This is a genomic window from Pseudomonas sp. 9.2(2024) (assembly GCF_039695385.1).
GTDB classification, from domain to species: Bacteria; Pseudomonadota; Gammaproteobacteria; order Pseudomonadales; family Pseudomonadaceae; genus Aquipseudomonas; species Aquipseudomonas paraglycinae.
In genome coordinates this window covers 1,731,229-1,748,596 of record NZ_CP155585.1, presented here as the reverse complement: position 1 = coordinate 1,748,596, position 17,368 = coordinate 1,731,229, and the positions used below count along the sequence as shown (strand labels likewise).

The 17,368-nt window shown below is 61.2% G+C and carries 20 protein-coding genes; 7 read left to right on the top strand and 13 right to left on the bottom strand.

Annotated features, from left to right (window positions below):
* The 7 genes from ABFB52_RS07835 to ABFB52_RS07805 all read right to left on the bottom strand — a co-directional run bounded on the left by ABFB52_RS07835 (position 1) and on the right by ABFB52_RS07805 (position 5,244).
* A complete protein-coding gene (locus tag ABFB52_RS07835; RefSeq protein WP_077045875.1) occupies positions 1-156 on the bottom strand; it encodes a KGG domain-containing protein in 156 nt (51 codons plus the stop codon).
* A gap of 118 nt (positions 157-274) precedes the next feature.
* Entirely contained in the window at positions 275-1,624 is a 1,350-nt protein-coding gene (locus ABFB52_RS07830; protein ID WP_129972880.1) for a diguanylate cyclase, read from the bottom strand.
* Positions 1,625-1,700: 76 nt separating this feature from the next.
* On the bottom strand, positions 1,701-2,339 hold the full coding sequence (locus tag ABFB52_RS07825) for a LysE family translocator (RefSeq protein WP_129972881.1): 639 nt from the start codon (positions 2,337-2,339) through the stop codon (positions 1,701-1,703).
* A gap of 60 nt (positions 2,340-2,399) precedes the next feature.
* Entirely contained in the window at positions 2,400-2,816 is a 417-nt protein-coding gene (gene fos / locus ABFB52_RS07820) for a fosfomycin resistance glutathione transferase (protein ID WP_129972882.1), read from the bottom strand.
* Between the two features lie 3 nt (positions 2,817-2,819).
* Positions 2,820-3,539, bottom strand: a complete 720-nt coding sequence (locus ABFB52_RS07815; RefSeq protein WP_129972883.1) for a hypothetical protein — start codon at positions 3,537-3,539, stop codon at positions 2,820-2,822.
* Between the two features lie 35 nt (positions 3,540-3,574).
* Positions 3,575-4,312: a hypothetical protein gene (locus tag ABFB52_RS07810; protein ID WP_129972884.1), complete on the bottom strand. Its 738-nt coding sequence runs from the start codon at positions 4,310-4,312 to the stop codon at positions 3,575-3,577.
* Between the two features lie 20 nt (positions 4,313-4,332).
* On the bottom strand, positions 4,333-5,244 hold the full coding sequence (locus ABFB52_RS07805; protein ID WP_178082621.1) for a LysR family transcriptional regulator: 912 nt from the start codon (positions 5,242-5,244) through the stop codon (positions 4,333-4,335).
* A gap of 78 nt (positions 5,245-5,322) precedes the next feature.
* Here ABFB52_RS07805 and ABFB52_RS07800 point away from each other — a divergent pair, with 78 nt between their 5' ends.
* The 3 genes from ABFB52_RS07800 to ABFB52_RS07790 all read left to right on the top strand — a co-directional run bounded on the left by ABFB52_RS07800 (position 5,323) and on the right by ABFB52_RS07790 (position 8,440).
* Entirely contained in the window at positions 5,323-5,811 is a 489-nt protein-coding gene (locus tag ABFB52_RS07800) for a DMT family transporter (protein WP_129972886.1), read from the top strand.
* Positions 5,812-6,020: 209 nt separating this feature from the next.
* Entirely contained in the window at positions 6,021-7,256 is a 1,236-nt protein-coding gene (locus ABFB52_RS07795; protein ID WP_102717492.1) for an aminotransferase class I/II-fold pyridoxal phosphate-dependent enzyme, read from the top strand.
* A gap of 17 nt (positions 7,257-7,273) precedes the next feature.
* Complete coding sequence (locus ABFB52_RS07790) at positions 7,274-8,440, top strand: MFS transporter (RefSeq protein WP_129972887.1); 1,167 nt, start codon at positions 7,274-7,276, stop codon at positions 8,438-8,440.
* Here ABFB52_RS07790 and yiaY read toward each other — a convergent pair.
* Positions 8,437-9,585, bottom strand: a complete 1,149-nt coding sequence (yiaY, locus tag ABFB52_RS07785) for an L-threonine dehydrogenase (protein WP_102685897.1) — start codon at positions 9,583-9,585, stop codon at positions 8,437-8,439. The two genes, ABFB52_RS07790 and yiaY, sit on opposite strands and share 4 nt — an antisense overlap.
* A gap of 155 nt (positions 9,586-9,740) precedes the next feature.
* On the opposite strand from yiaY, the gene ABFB52_RS07780 reads away from it, so the two are divergent.
* Positions 9,741-10,760, top strand: coding sequence for a DUF4917 family protein (locus tag ABFB52_RS07780; RefSeq protein ID WP_129972888.1), 1,020 nt, complete (start codon positions 9,741-9,743; stop codon positions 10,758-10,760).
* On the opposite strand, the gene ABFB52_RS07775 is transcribed toward ABFB52_RS07780, so the two are convergent.
* Positions 10,761-11,303, bottom strand: a complete 543-nt coding sequence (locus ABFB52_RS07775; protein ID WP_085747256.1) for an XRE family transcriptional regulator — start codon at positions 11,301-11,303, stop codon at positions 10,761-10,763.
* 108 nt (positions 11,304-11,411) lie between these two features.
* Here ABFB52_RS07775 and ABFB52_RS07770 point away from each other — a divergent pair, with 108 nt between their 5' ends.
* Both ABFB52_RS07770 and ABFB52_RS07765 read left to right on the top strand, forming a co-directional pair.
* Complete coding sequence (locus ABFB52_RS07770) at positions 11,412-12,194, top strand: aldolase (RefSeq protein WP_007957912.1); 783 nt, start codon at positions 11,412-11,414, stop codon at positions 12,192-12,194.
* Between the two features lie 26 nt (positions 12,195-12,220).
* A complete protein-coding gene (locus ABFB52_RS07765) occupies positions 12,221-13,102 on the top strand; it encodes a dihydrodipicolinate synthase family protein (protein WP_129972889.1) in 882 nt (293 codons plus the stop codon).
* Between the two features lie 61 nt (positions 13,103-13,163).
* On the opposite strand, the gene ABFB52_RS07760 is transcribed toward ABFB52_RS07765, so the two are convergent.
* Positions 13,164-13,508, bottom strand: coding sequence for a YegP family protein (locus ABFB52_RS07760; protein ID WP_102685894.1), 345 nt, complete (start codon positions 13,506-13,508; stop codon positions 13,164-13,166).
* A gap of 24 nt (positions 13,509-13,532) precedes the next feature.
* Positions 13,533-14,114, bottom strand: coding sequence for a DJ-1/PfpI family protein (locus ABFB52_RS07755; RefSeq protein WP_007957909.1), 582 nt, complete (start codon positions 14,112-14,114; stop codon positions 13,533-13,535).
* Between the two features lie 169 nt (positions 14,115-14,283).
* On the opposite strand from ABFB52_RS07755, the gene ABFB52_RS07750 reads away from it, so the two are divergent.
* Positions 14,284-15,198 (top strand): DMT family transporter, encoded by a 915-nt coding sequence (locus tag ABFB52_RS07750; RefSeq protein WP_129972890.1) that lies wholly within the window; start codon positions 14,284-14,286, stop codon positions 15,196-15,198.
* Here the strand turns inward: ABFB52_RS07750 and ABFB52_RS07745 are convergent.
* Complete coding sequence (locus ABFB52_RS07745) at positions 15,188-16,420, bottom strand: SAM-dependent methyltransferase (RefSeq protein ID WP_085747261.1); 1,233 nt, start codon at positions 16,418-16,420, stop codon at positions 15,188-15,190. The genes ABFB52_RS07750 and ABFB52_RS07745 overlap by 11 nt on opposite strands.
* A gap of 326 nt (positions 16,421-16,746) precedes the next feature.
* Positions 16,747-17,364: a TPM domain-containing protein gene (locus ABFB52_RS07740; protein WP_085605448.1), complete on the bottom strand. Its 618-nt coding sequence runs from the start codon at positions 17,362-17,364 to the stop codon at positions 16,747-16,749.
* Positions 17,365-17,368: the final 4 nt, after the last annotated feature.

Here is a 17,368-nt window from a genome sequence, read left to right as displayed (position 1 = left end):
CTACTTCGATTTCTGAGCAGGCTTGCGGCCCATGTCGGTTTTTGGCTCTTTGTCGACAGTCGTGGTGGTGGTTTTCCCACCTTTGCGACCGGCTTCAGACGCCTTCGTTCGATCGTTGGCGAAGTTTCCCGAGTTCGAGTTTCTTGAGTTAGGCATGATTCTCTACCTCTTGGCATTGATCGTAAGCGAGCAGGTGCCCGCCTAGATTGAGAATTTCCTGACTGACAAAGGTTTAGAAAAGTTGCCGTCGCCGCGACGAACGGTGACCCGCCGATCAGCTGTCCAGCCTTTTATGATTCTGCCGTTTGGCGGCGTACATCACTTGATCGGCGTGACGAAACAGTTGCTGTTCCTCATCACCATGCTCGGGATAACGGGCCACGCCGATACTCGGTTCGATGTGCAGGTTGTGCCCGTCCAGGCGCATGGGTTGCACCAGTACCTGTCGGATTTTTTCCGCGACACTGTCGGCATCGTCGGCGGCGTGGACGCTGTGCAACAGCACCACGAACTCGTCGCCGCCGATCCGCGCCACCGTGTCGGTCTCGCGCACGCAGCCCTTGAGCCGGTTGGCCACCGCCTGCAACAGCATGTCGCCGACCCCATGGCCAAAGGTGTCGTTGACCTGTTTGAAACGATCCAGATCGACGTATAGCAGCGCCATGTGCCCGGCCCGTTCCCGCGCATGGTTCAGCGCAGCCTTTAGCCGATCACGCAGCAGTTCGCGGTTGGGCAACTGGGTCAGTTGGTCATACTGCGCCATGCGCCGCAGGCGGGCGTGCAATTGCTGGCGTTCGATGGCCGTGGCGACCTGGGCGCAGACGTATTGCAGCAGTTCCTTGTCGCGTTCGGTGTAGCGCTCGCCACCGGCCAGGCTTTTGACAATCAGCGCGCCGATGGTGCGGTCTTTCGAACTCAGCGGCACGCCCAGCCAGCACGGCGATTGCTGGCCGGCCACCAGCGCGGCGAACTCCGGCGGCGCATGAGGGCAATCCGGGGTCAGGAGGATTGGCTGGCGGCTGCGGATCACTTCCGCACACAGGCGCCCGGTGACGGTGCCGGGTTGTTCCGGTTGCAACTCGTCATCGTCGACGTGATAGGGAAAATTCAGCTGCGCGCAATGTTCGTCGTACAGCGCCACGGAGAAGTTCAGCGCCGGCAGCCACTCGCCGATGATCAGGTGGATGCGCTTGAACAGCGCCAGCAGATCCTCCGCCGCGTGCGCCGCTTCGGAGATCGCGTACAACGCCGCCTGACGGGATTCGGCGAGTTTGCGTTCGGTGATGTCCCGGGCCACGGCGATGCGCAGTTGATCGACCTCCGACCAGCGCGCCGACCACAGAATGTGCACGACGCTGCCGTCCTTGCGCACGTAGCGGTTTTCGAAATTGTGCTTGGGCTCGCCGCCCATGATGTCGCTCGCGGCGGCCAGGGTGCGCTCACGGTCGGCCGGGTAGACGTAGTCAATCATCGACTGGCCGATCAGTTCGTCAGGCGTGTAGCCGAGAATCCGCTCGCAGGCCGCGCTGACAAAAACGAAACGGCCCTGCTTGTCCACGGCACAGACGGCGTCCAGCAAAAGATCGATGTAACTCGCCAGCGGCGCGGAATTTCGGCTTTTCATGGTTCAGAAAAGGTGTCCGGACAATGCAGCACTTATCCACCGTCCCTGACCCCGACCTCGCATCCTGCGATCGATTTCAAGCCTTGTTCGGCATCAACCCCGGCAGCGCATGCACCAGCGCGTTGATGGCAAAACCGATGAACATGATCCCGCACAATCGGGTGATCACCAGTTCATGACGCTGGTACAACGTACGCACCTGGCGCGCCCCGACGATGCCAATGAGGATAGCGTAGGCGAGCAATCCGCCGAGGAAACTCAAAGCGATCAGCATCGGCAGCATCGACCAGTTGAGCAGTTCGGCGCGGCTCGACAGCAGCGCAGTGAATGTCGCCACCGCCACCGGGTAAGCCTTGGGGTTGGTCAGGCCGAACAGGATGCCGTGCCAGAACGGCTGACGCGCCGTGCCCTGCGGCTGCTCGCCATTACTGCGCTTGGCCCGCACCGCACGCCAGCCGAGCCAGAACAGGTACAGGCCGCTGAGTACACCGAGCACGTCGAACGCGGTGCTGCCGATTTCCCGGGCGCCGACAATCGCGATCAGCGCGGTGCTGCACCAGATCACATCGCCCAGCAGATGCCCGCACAGAAAACCCGCCCCGGCCCGCCGCCCACGTGCAGCGCCGATGCCGAACACCGCCAGCACACCAGGCCCCGGCGTGATGCCGTAGATGAAACCGGAGGCCAGCACGGCCATTAGCAACGATGGAGTCATGGAAAACCTGCAAGTCCCGGAAAACGTGGCCGCCAGTCTATCCCAGCGGTTTGTGAATATTCACGACTCGTTGAAAAAACGCATCCCCGCGTAGGGCTTTTGCCGACACGCGGCCAGTCGCGAGGCCAGATCGCCGACGTGGGCTTCGAGCTTGTGACCGTCCGGGTCGAGAAAGTAGAACGACGCGCCTTCGCTGCGGTTGTCGCGCCATTCCTGCACGTTGGCGGCGCGAAGCTGTTGCACGAACAACGGGAAATCCGCCGCGCCGAGGCTGAAGGCGTAGTGGGTGTAGTCGGCGGCGAGGTCGGGATGGCGCTTCGGGTCGAGGGACAGGCACAACCACAGACCCGGGAGCGACAGGTAGGCACCGGCGTCCCACGTGGCCTCGACCCGCAGCTTCAGCACGTCGCGGTAGAACCCGAGGCTGCGGTCCAGGTCAGTGACGGCGAGGGTCAGGTGGTTGAGGCCGGTGAGCATCGGTCAGTAACCTCTGAGGTCTTCGGGGAGGGTGTATTGCTTGCCGTCGTAGGTCAGGGTGATTTGGGTTTTGGTCAGGTCGGTGGTTTTGGAAACGCACTCTTTACCTGACAGAGTCGATGTGGACACCGAACCACTCGAAGAAACGATCAAATCTGCAAACCCATTGTGGCTGGACGGGCCGATTTCCACAGTTCTGCGGATTTGCGTGTCCTTGTTTTCACACTTCCCCGTACCCTCGCCGAACTCCTTGCGAATGACCAGACCTTCCAGAACAGGTCGAAGCTTGGCGCCTTCGCGGACGTACAGCGTCAAGTCTGTCCTCGCATAGGGATTGGCTCTCGATAGATGGACAGAGAAATCCGAGCGCAGGCCGAACGCGCGAACGTCCGACGCGAGACGGTAACGGGCGGTATCGATCTTCAAGTCATCGAACCGGGTAGCATCAGAGTTGTAGGCGCCGGGCTTGGTATAAGTCGCCAGCGGTTTGGCGTCGGAAGCGTTGAGCAGCGACAGTTCCAGGTCAAACACTCCATCCTGGTCACCTTCGGAATCGGGCACGAACGTGGATTTCGCCGAAATCGCCTTGTCCGGGAAGGCCGGCCACACTTTGCAGCGTGACAGGGAGTGGCCGTCGAGTTTTTTTACCTGACAGGCAGCGTGGGCCTGAGTGGTGATGGCCAGAAAGCCGAGGGCGATAAGAAGTCGGGTTGGGGTAAACATTGTTCTTCCTTGAAATAAGTCGCGTTGGCTCTGTATCACTCGATGGCTTTGAAACCTTTAGGCAAAACGTATGATTTTCCGTCGTAGCGAAGGGTTGTCAGCACAGGTTTACCGGTTGTGGTTTTCTCATCGCAAGTGTCTGGATCACCTTTGCCAACAGTACCCGTAGTCACCGATTTGACGATCAGGTCGGCGTAACCATGAGAACTGGTCTTTCCAATCTCGATCGTGCGTAGGGTGCTCGCGCGTTCTCCCGCACAATTTCCATCCCACTCTCCGTTGTAGCCATACACCACAAGCCGATCCAGCACTGGCCGTAATGTGTCGCCCTCTTTCACGTAAAGGGACAGCGAAGTCTCATCCATGGGATTGACGCGTGAGGAGCCTTTGAAGACGACCCGAACACCAAAGGCCCGAGTTTCAGGGGTCAATTTGTAGCGCGCCGTATCGAACTCCAGATTTTCCAGCGCGAACGCATCGGACTGGAATGCAGAAGGCTTGTGATAGGTGGCCAGAGGCTCCGGATCCTCGACCGAGACAACAGAGAGCGCAAGATCGTAACTGCCGACATCACCGGTTTTGCCATATACCGGATCCGGCTCAAATTTAGAGACAGCCTTGAGCGTCAAACCTGGAAAGGCCGGCCACGCCTTGCACACTGAAAAGTCCCGCGCGCCCGTCACCGGCGCAGGCGCACAATCAGCCAGCACCTGCCCCGCCATCAACGCCCCACACAGCGCCACCCAACCAACGACCCCAGACTTCAATGTCACGCCCCGCTCCTTGATATTTTTCAGCCGCGCACTATCCCCTGCTCAATCCGCCGATTCAACCAGTTCAACGCCTGATCCCCGCCCCGCCGCTTGTGCCACGCCGACACAAACGTGAACGGCGCAATTTCAAACGGTGGCGGCACGACGATCAGCGATTCGTCATCCACCTCATTCAACGCCCGCGAAGCGACGGTCAGGATCAGATCCGTGCCACTGATGAACTGCGGCGCAACGCTCCAGTGCGGCAGGCTGATGGCGACGCGGCGGCGTTCGCGCAGGGCGGTCAGGGTGCGTTCGATTTCCGGGGTGCCGCTGCCGCGCATTTCCAGTAAGACATGGGGACGGGAGAGATAGGTTGGCAGGTCGAGAACACCTCCGGCGGGAAGGCTCTGGCGATCCAGGAGGCAGACGTAGCGCTCTTCGAACAGCGGCGTGCTGCGCAATTCGCCGGGCAATTCGGGGAGTACGCCGGCGGCGAGGTCGATGTCGCCGTTTAGCAGGCCTTCGACCATGCCTTCGCGGCTGGCATGGCTGATCTGCAGATCGATGCCCGGCGCTTCCGCGCGCAAGGTGCGAATCAGCCCGGGCAGTATGATCGCCGCGCCGTAGTCCGACATCGCGAGGCGAAAGGTCCGACGGGCGCTGGCCGGATCGAAGATGTTCGGCGCCAGCAGCGATTGCACCTGGGCCAGAATTTCGGCCAGCGGCGCCGCCAGCTCCAGCGCCCGCGCGGTGGGCACCAGCCCGGAACCGGCACGCACCAACAATGGATCACCGAGCAAGTCGCGCAGACGCGCCAACGCGTGGCTGACCGCCGGTTGACTCAGGTGCAGGCGCTCGGCGGCGCGGGTCACGTGCTGCTCGCTTAGCAAGGCGTCGAGGATCACCAGCAGGTTGAGGTCGATGCGGCGCAGATCATTCATTCGATGCATGTTCCGGATACCAAAACAGAATTTAAATCTGCGCGACGAATACCCTAGAGTCCAGCAAAACCTTGCCGGAGAACGATCATGGGAACGATGCAGTGGGTCGGATTGCTGCTGTTGGCGGTATTTGCCGGGGCGGTGGTGCCGTTTCAGAGTGCGATCAACATCAATCTGGCGCGCGGGTTGGGGCATCCGCTGTGGGCGACGCTGACCTCGCTGGTGGTGAGCGTGCTGGTGCTGTTGCCGGTGATTGTCGCCTTGCGCCTACCGTTGCCGTCGCTGGCCCTCGCCGGCAAGCTGCCGTTGTGGATGTGGACCGGCGGCGCGTTCGGGGTGTGCTTCGTCGCATTGGCGGTGGTGTTGCTGCCGAAGCTGGGGGCTTCGGGATTTCTGGCGCTGGCTTTGGCCGGGCAAATGATCACGTCAATCTTGCTGGATCACTTCGGACTGTTCGGGCTGGTGGAGAAACATCTGACGTTGCCGCGCCTGTTCGGCGCGGTGTTGTTGATGGCGGGAATGGCGTTGATCCAGTTCTCCCCGACGCTGGAAAAGAGCGCCACAGCCGTTGGATAAGGGTTCAAGCGTAGGCTCTCTAGCACCGGACTTGTCGGGCATTTCATCGCTTCACAGCCCGGCAAGGCTTCGCCCTACAAGTAAATCTCCAACAGCCGTCAATGCTATCGGACGCAGCCGATTCTGACCTTGCATAGGTCTCTGTAAAGTCTGGCAACACACACAATTTGCAACACCCCATGGATTGCCCTGCTCAAGGAGAGCTGCCTATGAATCACCTGACGGAATCCGCCAACACTTTCTCCAATTACCGCAAAGTCATCGCTTTGGCAGACCACGATTGGGAGGCCGCCGAAGCCGGAAAAATCGCCGCACTCAACGTCGAGGTCAAAGGCTGCAATCACTTGCTTGATCAGCACGGGCGCCAACTTCATCATTTCTGCACCACCTCCTATCTGGGTCTCGACCACCACCCTGCCCTGCTTGAAGGCGCCATCGCGGCGCTGCGTGAAACCGGGACACTGCGCGTTGCCAATTCGAAAAACCGCTGCAAGCTGGCACTGCTCGATCAGTACGAAAACGAGCTGTCGCAATTGTTTGGCGCGGTGTGTCTGAGCAGTCTGTCCTGCAGCGCCGCGAGCGCCGGGATCCTGCCGCTGCTGGCCAGTGGCGTGTTCACGCACAACCGTCCGCCGGTGATGGTGTTCGACCGCTTGGCCCACTATTCGATGAATCACCTGAAAGCCAGTTGCGCCGACGAAACCCAGGTACTGACCGGCCCTCACAACGACATGGATTTTCTCGAATCGGTGTGCCAGCGCCACACAACCGTCGCCTATATCGCCGACGGTGCCTACAGCATGGGCGGCGTCGCCAATCTGGACGGCCTGCTGTATCTGAAAGAACGTTACGGCCTGTTTCTTTATCTGGACGACTCCCACGCATTGTCGGCGGTGGGCAGCAACGGTGCCGGCCTTGTACGGCCAAGAATGCCGGCACTGGAAGAGGACTGCCTGATCGTCGCTTCGCTGGCCAAATCGTTCGGGGCGAGCGGCGGTCTGGTGATGCTCGGCAATCAGCGGCAGAAGACATTGATCCAGCGTTACGGCGGGCCGAGCAACTGGTCGCAAAGCCTCAATTGCGCGGCCATTGGTGCGGGCCTCGCGTCGATCGAGCTGCATCGCAGTGCAGAACTGAGGGCCTTGCAGGTTCGGCTCCAGGCCAATATTCGCCTGTTCGACAGCCTCTTGAGCACCGAACAGCACGGCAGCTCCATGGCCATCCGCTTGATCAACTGTGGCGACGCCGCCCTGGCCAATCGAATCGCCATTGAACTGGCCGAACACGGTTTTTTCACCAGCGCCGTGTTTTTCCCGGTGGTAGCCCAGGGCAAAGCCGCGATCCGCGTTACGCTGCGCGCCGACATGGAATCGACACTGATCCACCACTTCTGTGATTTGATCACCGACCTGTTAATGACTCACGGTAGCGATCGCCACCGCTGAACCTTCACGGACGACTTATGAACCCCGGCCTCATTCTGCTTATCACCTGCTCCACCGTGTTCCTCGCCCAGTTGGGCATGAGCATTTACCTGCCGGCGCTGCCGCAGATCGCCGGACATTTGCAGGTCGATGCTCCGCAGGTGGCCTGGGGCTTGTCGCTGTACCTCATCGGCATGGCGCTGCCGATGCTGCTCTGGGGGAGTCTGGCCCAGCGCATCGGCCGCAAACCGGTGCTGCTGGCGGCGCTGGGGATTTATGGTCTGGCGAATCTGGCGCTGCCACTGGGTGCGACGCTGGAATCGTTCCTGCTGCTGCGACTGGTTCAGGGGATTGGCGCCAGCGGCATTTCGGTGATGGCGCGGGTACTGATTCGTGACAGCTTTCGGGGCGATCTGCTGGCGAAGGCGTTGTCGTGGATTTCGATTTCGTTCGTTGTCGCGCTGGGGATCGGGCAATACGCCGGTTCGCTCATTCAGGTGACGCTGGGCTGGCAGGCGATCTTTTATCTGCTGGGTGCGGTCAGCCTGTTGATGGCCGCGATTGTCTCGCGCCTGAATTTTCCGAAACTCGTCGAAGCGCCCACAACCGCTTCGCCCTGGGCGGTCTACCGAACGATCCTGATCCATCGGGCGTTTCTTCTGCCGGCGCTCGCGGGCGGTCTGGGTTATGGGGTGATCATCGCGTTCAACAGCGCTGCGCCGTTGATTCTGCAAGGCCCGTTCAACTGGTCGACGACTGAATATGGGTTGCTGGGCTGGCCGATCAGCGCCGCATATTTTCTGGGGGCGCTGGCGGTCAATCGCTTTGTGCTGCGTACCGGTCAGCACCGGTTGATGACACTGGGGGTCGGGCTGGTGATGGCCGGCACTGGCGTGATGCTGGCTGGCAGCCTGTTGACCAGCTCGATGGCCTGGCTGCTTTGGCTGCCTTACTGCGTCGCCGTGTTCGGTCAGTCGCTGAACTATCCGATCAGCCTGTCACGGGCCAACGATGGCGCGCCGATCGCCGGCGCTTACGCGATGGCCCTGAGCGGTTTCATCCACCAATTGATGGCCGCACTGATCGGTGCGGTGGCCAGCCTGCTCGCCAGTCCGCAGGCATGGCCGCTGTCGATGCTGTGCTGCGTTCTTGCATTGGGCGCGGTGCTCTGCACGAGGTTCACGCCCGATCGCCAGCCCGCTTAAAACGCGCTGCGGAAAATCTCCTCGATCTGCCGCTGATCCGCGGCGCGCGGATTGGTAAAGCCGCAGGCGTCTTTCAGGGCGTTGGCGGCGAGCACCGGGATGTCGGTGCACTTGGCGCCCAGATCACGCAGGCCACCGGGAATCTCCACGTCTCTAGCCAAACAACGGATCGCATCAATCGCGGCTTTTGCGCCCTCCTCCGGACTGAACCCGCGAATATCGGCGCCCATGGCGTGGGCCACGTCAGTGAGGCGGTCGGCGCAGACCAGCGCGTTGAACGTCTGCACATGCGGCAACAACACCGCGTTGCACACCCCGTGAGGCAGATCGTAGAAACCGCCCAACTGGTGCGCCATCGCATGCACGTAACCGAGGGACGCATTGTTGAACGCCATGCCCGCGAGGAACTGCGCGTACGCCATGTTTTCCCGCGCGGCCAGGTCGCTGCCGTCGCGCACGGCCAGACGCAGGTTGTTGCTGATCAGGGTCATGGCCTTCAGCGCGCAGGCGTCGGTGATCGGGTTGGCGGCGGTGGAAACGTAGGCTTCGATTGCATGGGTCAGTGCGTCCATCCCGGTGGCGGCGGTCAGGCCTTTCGGCATGGCGACCATCAGCGCCGGGTCGTTGACCGACAGCAGCGGCGTGACGTTGCGGTCGACGATGGCCATTTTCACGTGGCGGGTTTCGTCGGTGATGATGCAGAACCGGGTCATCTCGCTGGCCGTGCCGGCGGTGGTGTTGATGGCGATCAGCGGCAGTTGTGGCTTGGTCGATTGATCGACGCCTTCGTAGTCACGGATCTGCCCGCCGTTGGTGGCGCACAACGCGATGCCCTTGGCGCAGTCGTGGGGCGAGCCGCCGCCGAGGGACACCACGAAATCACAGTGGCTGTCCTTGAGCAGCGCCAGCCCGGCCTCGACGTTGGCGATGCTCGGGTTCGGTTTGGCGCCGTCGAAGATCACTGAATCGATGTCCTGCATCGCCAGTTTCTCGGCAATCATGGTCGCCACGCCAGCCCTGGCCAGACCGGCGTCGGTGACGATCAGCGCCTTGCGAAAACCGTAGTTGCGGATCGCATTCATCGCTTCGTCGAGGCAGCCGCTGCCCATGATGTTTACCGCGGGAATGAAAAAGGTGCTGCTCATGGCGCGTCTCCTGGCTGGGGCCGAATCGACGCTTGCAATTCGGCGGGTGCGCAAAGGATCGACCGATCGGTCACGGCGGATGTTGATCTGGCTCAATGCCCGCTCGTGATAAAGTCGCCGTCCATCTGCCCCTTTGTTTTGAGACGTGCCCTGCAATGAGCGATTTTCTGGATGTCGACGCCACCCTCGAAGACTGGAACGCGTTGCGCGCCACTACCGACTTCAGCGGTCTGCTGCTGGGCAACGGCGCCAGTCGCGCGGTGTGGGACGATTTCGGCTACGACTCGCTGTTCGAAAACGCCCGCACGGTGGAAGAAAAGCCCCTGAGCCCGTCGGAACTGAGCGTGTTCGACGCGATGCAGACGCGCAGCTTCGAGCAGGTGCTCGGCGCGCTGAAAACCACCAGCCGGGTCAACAAGGCTTTGGCCGTCAGCTCGGCCGCGCCGCGCAACCGCTACTACGCGATCAAGGAAGCGCTGATCAACACCGTGCACGCGGTGCACATCCCGTGGCGGCTGATCGAAGCCTCGACTTTGGCGACCCTGAACAGTGAACTGGCGAGCTATCGCACGGTGTTCACCACCAACTACGACCTGCTCAATTACTGGGCCCTGCAACATCAGGGCGAGGTGATCGACGACCTGTTCAACGGCCCCGATGCGAGTTTCGATTTGTGCGAAAGCAGCACGGAAAAACCGCGTCTGCTGTACCTGCACGGCGGTCTGCATCTGGTGCGCAATCAGGACGGCACCGCGCGCAAACTGACCGCCACCGAGGGCACGCTGCTCGGCAGTTTCGCGATCAACAACACGATCAAGACGCTCGACGACGTGCCGCTGTTCGTCAACGAAGGGCCGAGCGCCGACAAGCTCAAGACCATCCGCAGTTCCGATTACCTGTCGTTCTGCTACGACCAGTTACTCGGTCACGGCGACAACCTGTGCATCTTCGGCCACGCCCTCAGCGAGCAGGACAACCACCTCGTGCGCGCCCTGCGTCTGGCGAAACCGAAGACCGTGGCGATCTCGATCTACCCGCGCAGCGCGGCGTTTATCCAGCACCAGAAGCGGCACTACGCGAAGCTGTTCGAGGGCACGGGTGTCGAATTGCGGTTCTTTGATTCCAAGAGCCATGCGCTAGGGAATCCGAAGCTGTCGGTGCCGGTCGAGGTCTGATCACTCCTCGCTGCTGTGCACCACCACCAGCAACTGCGCCTGCACCTCGCCCACTGAGCGGATGCGATGGGGTTTCTGCGCATTGAAGTGCAGCGCATCGCCCCGCTCCAGCAGCACCCGTTCGTTCACGAAGTCCACTTCGACTCGACCTTCGTGGACGAACAGAAACTCCTCGCCCAAGTGTTCCTTGAAGGTTTTGTCAGTGAATTCGCTCGGCGGGTAAATGATGAACGGCAGCAGGCTGCGCTCGCTGACCTGATGAGCCAGCACCGCGTAGCCTGGGCTGTGGTCGTTGGCCGCCAGCGACTGGCGTTCGTGGCTGCGCACAAGGCTGTAGCTGTCGAGGCTGACGTTGTCTTCGGAGAACAGCTCTTCGACTTTCACGTTCAGCGCCTTGGCCAGTTTCAGCGCGGCGGCAATCGACGGCGTGTTCAACCCGCGCTCGACCTTCGACAGGTAACTCTTGGTCATGCCGGATTTCTCGGCCAGCGCCTCAAGGGTTACGCCAAGTTTTTTTCTCAATAATTTCAAACGGATAGACATGCGAAGCGATTAATCCAGCAAAGGAAAGACGATTTGTCCTTGCCAATGACACAAAGTGTCATATAGCCTCTTAAGTGTCATCCATGGCAACCACCACAGGACACGGATATGGCGAAGACATTAGCACTACCCAAAGACGAACTGGTCAAGCAAGCGCTGACCCAGATGCAAAAAAGCCTGGCGGATAATACGTGGACAGACCGGCAAAAGCTGGCCCTGACCTGCCGGATCCTGTTCGAGAACGGCCACGATTCGGGCCTCGCCGGGCAGATCACCGCCCGTGGCCCGCAGCCGGGCACTTACTACACTCAGCAACTGGGCCTGGGTTTCGACGAAATCACCGCGAGCAATCTGCTGCTGGTCAACGAAGACCTGGAAGTGCTCGAAGGCCACGGCATGGCCAACCCGGCCAACCGTTTCCACAGCTGGGTGTACCGCGCCCGGCCGGACGTGAACTGCATCATCCACACTCACCCGACGCACATTGCCGCGCTGTCGATGCTGGAAGTGCCGCTGCAGATTTCCCACATGGACCTGTGCCCGCTGTACGACGATTGCGCGTTCCTTGAAGGCTGGCCGGGTGTGCCGGTGGGCAACGAAGAAGGCGAGTTGATTGCCGGGGCCTTGGGCGACAAACGGGCGATCCTGCTTTCCCACCACGGGCAGCTGTCGACCGGCACGACCATCGAGGAAGCCTGTGTCATCGCGCAACTGATCGAACGCGCCGCCAAACTGCAATTGCTGGCAATGGCCGCCGGGACGATCAAGCCGATCATCCCCGAGCTGGGTCGCGAGGCGCATGACTGGGTGTCGAAACCCAAGCGCCACGCCGCAGCCTTCAACTACTACGCCCGGCAGAACCTGCGTCAGCACGCCGATTGCCTGAACTGAACACCTCATCCTTGCGGAGCACTCTTATGTCCAATATTCACGGCATCATCGGCTACACCATCACCCCGTTCGGCGCCAACGGCGAAGGCGTTGACCTGCCGGCCCTCGGCCGCTCCATCGACCGTCTGATCGCCGGCGGCGTCCACGCCATTGCGCCACTGGGCAGCACCGGCGAAGGCGCCTACCTGAGCGATGCGGAGTGGGACCAGGTCGCCGAGTTCAGCATCAAGCACGTGGCCAAACGCGTGCCGACCGTGGTCAGCGTGTCCGACCTGACCACCGCCAAAGCGGTGCGCCGCGCACGCTTCGCCGAAGCCCACGGCGCCAACGTGGTGATGGTGCTGCCGACGTCCTACTGGAAACTCACCGAGGCGGAAATCCTCGCCCACTACCGCGCCATCGGCGACAGCATCGGCGTGCCGATCATGCTCTACAACAACCCGGCCACCAGCGGCACCGACATGTCGGTGGAGCTGATCCTGCGTATCGTCAACGGCGTGGAAAACGTGACCATGGTCAAGGAGAGCACCGGCGACATCCAGCGCATGCACAAGCTGCAACTGCTCGGCGAAGGCCGGGTGCCGTTCTACAACGGCTGCAACCCGCTGGCGCTGGAGGCGTTCGCCGCCGGGGCCAAGGGCTGGTGCACAGCGGCGCCGAACCTGATTCCGCAGCTCAATCTGGATTTGTACGAAGCCACACTGGCGGGGGATCTGGGCAAGGCGCGGGAGCTGTTCTACCGCCAGTTGCCGCTGCTGGACTTCATCCTCAAGGGCGGTTTGCCGGCGACGATCAAGGCCGGTCTGCTACTCACCGACCTGGAAGTCGGCGATCCGCGCTTGCCGGTGTTCCCGCTGAGCGAAGCCGGGCGTAATCAGTTGCAGGCCATTCTCAAAAGCCTGAGCTGATTTCAAGGTACATACCAACCCTGTGGGAGCGAGCTTGCTCCCACAGGGTTTTGTGTTGGATTCAAAGCACCGGCAGTGTCTTGTCCTTGATCACTTTGGACGGCCCGTTGGTCTTGACGCTGGCGATGCCTTTGGCACACGCCGCGTCCGATGAATAGGATTCGCTGCTGCCGATGATCTGGTGATTGGCCGCCTTGAGGTTGAAGTAAGGATGGCCGTCCTTCGTCGATTTTTTCTCGTAGCGGTCATCCAGCGGGCTGTTGGTCTGCACCGAGGCAATGCCGTTTTCGGCGGCCGTGCGGGTGGTGTACAGCTCGCTGGTCAGAATGGTTTCTGCATTAGCCGCTTTCAGCACGAACCTGTACTGGCCGTTGCTGCTTTTACTGATTTCGTACCATCCGGACATGCTGTTTTTCTCCTTTTCGAGGTGTCACAGGGTGATTTTAGTCCCAAGCAAACCAAGGAAACCGGCCAGCCATTTCGGGTGCGCCGGCCAGGCGGGCGCGGTGGCCAGGTTGCCCTGGACATGGCCGTCCGTGACCGGGATGTCGATGTAGGTGCCGCCGGCCAGCCGGACTTCCGGGGCGCAGGCCGGATAGGCGCTGCACTCGCGACCTTCGAGAATCCCCGCTGCCGCCAGCAGTTGCGCGCCGTGACAGACAGCGGCAATTGGCTTGCCGGCCTTGTCGAAAGCTCGCACCAGTTCGAGGACTTTTTCGTTCAGCCGCAGGTATTCCGGAGCGCGTCCACCGGGCACCAGCAGTGCGTCGTAATCCTTGGCATCGACCTTGGCGAAATCGAAGTTCAGGGCGAACTGGTGACCGGGCTTTTCGCTGTAGGTCTGGTCGCCTTCGAAATCGTGGATCGCGGTGCGCACGGTCTTGCCGGCAGCCTTGTCCGGGCACACGGCATGCACGGTGTGCCCGACCATTTGCAGGGCCTGGAACGGCACCATCACTTCGTAGTCTTCGACGTAATCGCCGACCAGCATCAGAATCTTTTTCGCGGCCATGGACAGGACTCCTCTGGTGAATGCGCAGGAATATTCACAGTAGTCCAAGGAGCGCGATGGCGTTCGCAAACTGTATGGATAACTCTGCGCTCAGCTGTAACAGCCCGATTGCCGTGGTTTGTGGCTAGATGAAGACACCTCCCTGCCACCCTCGAATCTGGTTGCCCTCATGTCTTCGCGCGAAAACACCGGCATGGCCCTCGGCCTGCTCGGCGTGGTGATTTTCAGCCTTACTCTGCCCTTCACCCGCATCGTGGTGCAGGAACTGCACCCGCTGCTCAACGGCCTCGGTCGCGCGTTGTTCGCGGCGATTCCGGCAGCGGCGCTGTTGTTGTGGCGACGGGAAAAGTGGCCGACCTGGAAGCAAGTCAAAGGCCTGAGTCTGGTGATCGCCGGGGTGATTCTCGGTTTCCCGGTGCTGTCGGCGTGGGCGATGCAGACCTTGCCGGCGTCCCATGGCGCGCTGGTCAACGGTTTGCAGCCGCTGTGCGTGGCGCTGTACGCCGCGTGGCTGTCCCATGAACGCCCGTCGAAAGCCTTCTGGGCCTGCGCCGCGTTGGGCAGTGCGCTGGTGCTGGGTTACGCGTTGTACACCGGTGCCGGCAGCATTCAAGCGGGTGATTTGCTGATGCTCGGGGCGATTGCGGTGGGCGGTCTGGGTTATGCCGAGGGCGGGCGTCTGGCCCGGGAGATGGGCGGCTGGCAGGTGATCTGCTGGGCGCTGGTGTTGTCGACGCCGTTGTTGATCGGCCCGGTGCTGTATCTGGCGCTCCAGCATCAGGGCGCGGTATCGACGAAAACCTGGTGGGCCTTCGGTTACGTCGCGCTGTTTTCGCAGTTCCTGGGCTTCTTCGCCTGGTACGCCGGGCTGGCCATGGGTGGCATTGCCCGGGTCAGTCAGATCCAGTTGTTGCAGATCTTCTTCACCATCGCGTTTTCCGCGCTGTTCTTCGGGGAACACGTGGAGCCGATCACCTGGCTGTTCGCCTGCGGGGTGATTGCGACGGTGATGCTCGGGCGCAAGACCGCGGTGCGCCCGGCTCAACCGGGCACGCTACCGGCCGGGGTTCAGCTCAAGCCTTGAGTTTCAGCAGGCCATCGGCGAGCAGCAGGGTTTCGAGGCAGTGCTCGCTGATCTGGTAGAACGCTTTCAATTCCTGAATCTTCACCAGCAGCTGAGTCGGGTCCACCGGCTCGGCGCGCTTCACGGCGAGGATCATCTTGTTCTTGTTGGTGTGGTCCAGGGAGATGAACTCGAACACCTTGGTCTCGTAACCGCAGGCTTCAAGGAACAGCGCACGCAAGCTGTCGGTAACCATTTCCGCCTGCTGGCCCAGGTGCAAGCCGTATTGCAGCATCGGCTTGAGCAGCGCCGGGCTCTGGATCTGCAAGCGGATCTGTTTGTGACAGCACGGCGAGCACATGATGATCGAGGCGCCAGAACGGATGCCGGTGTGGATCGCGTAGTCGGTGGCGATGTCGCAGGCATGCAGGGCGATCATCACGTCCAGCTCGCTCGGCGCCACGCTGCGCACATCACCGCATTTGAACACCAGCCCCGGGTGTTCCAGCTTCGCGGCGGCGGTGTTGCACAGGTTGACCATTTCTTCGCGCAGCTCGACGCCAGTGACTTCGCCCTCGGCCTTCAACGTGTTGCGCAAATAGTCATGGATGGCGAACGTCAGGTAACCCTTGCCCGAACCGAAATCCGCCACCCGCACCGGTTTATCCAGCGCCAGCGGTGACGAGGTCAATGCGTGGCTGAACACTTCGATGAACTTGTTGATTTGCTTCCACTTGCGCGACATCGCCGGGATCAGCTCGTGCTGGGCGTTGGTCACGCCCAGATCCTTGAGGAACGGCCGGTTCAGATCGAGGAAGCGGTTTTTCTCGCGGTTGTGCTCGGCGGACGGCACTTCGCGCAATTGCTGGGGTTTGCTCATGAACAGCGAGCTCTTGCCCTTTTTGCTGTATTCGAGCTGGGCTTCGTCCGTCAGCGCCAGCAAATGCGCATTTTTGAACGCCGCCGGCAGCAATCCGGCAATCATCGTCACCGCTTCGTCCAGCGGCAGGTTCTTGGTGATGTCGCGGGTCTTGTAGCGATAAACGAACGACAGGCACGGCTGCGCCTTGACCGTCACAGGCTTGATGATGATCCGCTGCAGATCCGCTTCTTCGCCGACGTACTTGGCCAGCACCAGTTTGATGAAGCCGTTCTGTTCGAGGCTGGTTTGCAGCAGCTCGATGAACCGGGCGTGGTGATCGGGCGCCGGTTTGGCAGATGCGGAAGGAGCGGTAACGGACATGGGAAAAAGCGGCCTCGGACGGGCAAATCGGGAATGGACGCTAGTTTAGGGGGGATGGGGGTTGGGGACACGCTCTTATTTACCGAACGGCGTTTAAAAGCGGCCCTCACCCCAGCCCTCTCCCGGAGGGAGAGGGAGCCGACCGAGATGTCTTTCGCTATCCATCGACCTGAAATATCGAGTCGATTATGGATTCAAAGCCAATCGTTCAAGTCGGTGTATCTCCTCAATATCCCCCAATCGGCTCCCTCTCCCTCCGGGCGGTCCGACGTTTCGGGAGGGCTGGGGTGAGGGCTGCGATATCAAGTCTTACAAAACTGCCGAAACTACCCCAACACCACCAACCGATTCGGCAACTCATTCCTCACCTGCGTCACCGGCACATGCACCTTGAGTAACTCGCCGCACGCCTCGATACACGTGACAAACCCCTGCAACGTCTGCCCCTGCCGTACCTGCTCGGTAAACGCCGCGACAATCGAGTCCCAGCTCTTGTTATCCAGCTTCTTGGAAATCCCCTCATCCACCAGAATTTCCACATACCGCTCCGCCTCGCAGACAAAAATCAGCATGCCGGTGCTGCCCACCGTGTGATGCAGGTTCTGTTCGAGAAACTGCCGACGCGCCAGGTTCGAGGCGCGCCAGTGCCGAACGTGGCGGGGGATCAGATGAGTGGTGACCTTGGGCAGGCGAAACACCAGGCACAGCACGACAAAACTGACCCACTGCACCAGCAACAGGCTGTGCATCGTCAGCCAGCCCGTCAGGTAATGCACGATCCCCGGCACCACCAGCGCCAGCAGACTGGCCCACAGCAGCGGGATGTACGCGTAGTCGTCGGCGCGGGCCGCGAGCACCGTCACCAGTTCGGCGTCGGTGTCGCGCTCGACCCGGGCGATGGCCTCGGCGACCTTGCGTTGTTCGTGTTCAGTCAGTAATGCCATGTCG

What these genes read in the sequence shown, in the direction of transcription:
- ABFB52_RS07800 (WP_129972886.1), top strand. Translation starts at nt 5,323, where the DNA reads ATGGGAACGATGCAGTGGGTCGGATTGCTGCTGTTGGCGGTATTTGCC.
- fos (WP_129972882.1), bottom strand. Translation starts at nt 2,816, where the DNA reads ATGCTCACCGGCCTCAACCACCTGACCCTCGCCGTCACTGACCTGGAC.
- ABFB52_RS07825 (WP_129972881.1), bottom strand. Translation starts at nt 2,339, where the DNA reads ATGACTCCATCGTTGCTAATGGCCGTGCTGGCCTCCGGTTTCATCTAC.
- ABFB52_RS07740 (WP_085605448.1), bottom strand. Translation starts at nt 17,364, where the DNA reads ATGGCATTACTGACTGAACACGAACAACGCAAGGTCGCCGAGGCCATC.
- ABFB52_RS07745 (WP_085747261.1), bottom strand. Translation starts at nt 16,420, where the DNA reads ATGTCCGTTACCGCTCCTTCCGCATCTGCCAAACCGGCGCCCGATCAC.
- ABFB52_RS07760 (WP_102685894.1), bottom strand. Translation starts at nt 13,508, where the DNA reads ATGTCCGGATGGTACGAAATCAGTAAAAGCAGCAACGGCCAGTACAGG.
- ABFB52_RS07790 (WP_129972887.1), top strand. Translation starts at nt 7,274, where the DNA reads ATGAACCCCGGCCTCATTCTGCTTATCACCTGCTCCACCGTGTTCCTC.
- ABFB52_RS07780 (WP_129972888.1), top strand. Translation starts at nt 9,741, where the DNA reads ATGAGCGATTTTCTGGATGTCGACGCCACCCTCGAAGACTGGAACGCG.
- ABFB52_RS07775 (WP_085747256.1), bottom strand. Translation starts at nt 11,303, where the DNA reads ATGTCTATCCGTTTGAAATTATTGAGAAAAAAACTTGGCGTAACCCTT.
- ABFB52_RS07835 (WP_077045875.1), bottom strand. Translation starts at nt 156, where the DNA reads ATGCCTAACTCAAGAAACTCGAACTCGGGAAACTTCGCCAACGATCGA.
- ABFB52_RS07770 (WP_007957912.1), top strand. Translation starts at nt 11,412, where the DNA reads ATGGCGAAGACATTAGCACTACCCAAAGACGAACTGGTCAAGCAAGCG.
- ABFB52_RS07830 (WP_129972880.1), bottom strand. Translation starts at nt 1,624, where the DNA reads ATGAAAAGCCGAAATTCCGCGCCGCTGGCGAGTTACATCGATCTTTTG.
- yiaY (WP_102685897.1), bottom strand. Translation starts at nt 9,585, where the DNA reads ATGAGCAGCACCTTTTTCATTCCCGCGGTAAACATCATGGGCAGCGGC.
- ABFB52_RS07815 (WP_129972883.1), bottom strand. Translation starts at nt 3,539, where the DNA reads ATGTTTACCCCAACCCGACTTCTTATCGCCCTCGGCTTTCTGGCCATC.
- ABFB52_RS07765 (WP_129972889.1), top strand. Translation starts at nt 12,221, where the DNA reads ATGTCCAATATTCACGGCATCATCGGCTACACCATCACCCCGTTCGGC.
- ABFB52_RS07750 (WP_129972890.1), top strand. Translation starts at nt 14,284, where the DNA reads ATGTCTTCGCGCGAAAACACCGGCATGGCCCTCGGCCTGCTCGGCGTG.
- ABFB52_RS07805 (WP_178082621.1), bottom strand. Translation starts at nt 5,244, where the DNA reads ATGCATCGAATGAATGATCTGCGCCGCATCGACCTCAACCTGCTGGTG.
- ABFB52_RS07795 (WP_102717492.1), top strand. Translation starts at nt 6,021, where the DNA reads ATGAATCACCTGACGGAATCCGCCAACACTTTCTCCAATTACCGCAAA.
- ABFB52_RS07755 (WP_007957909.1), bottom strand. Translation starts at nt 14,114, where the DNA reads ATGGCCGCGAAAAAGATTCTGATGCTGGTCGGCGATTACGTCGAAGAC.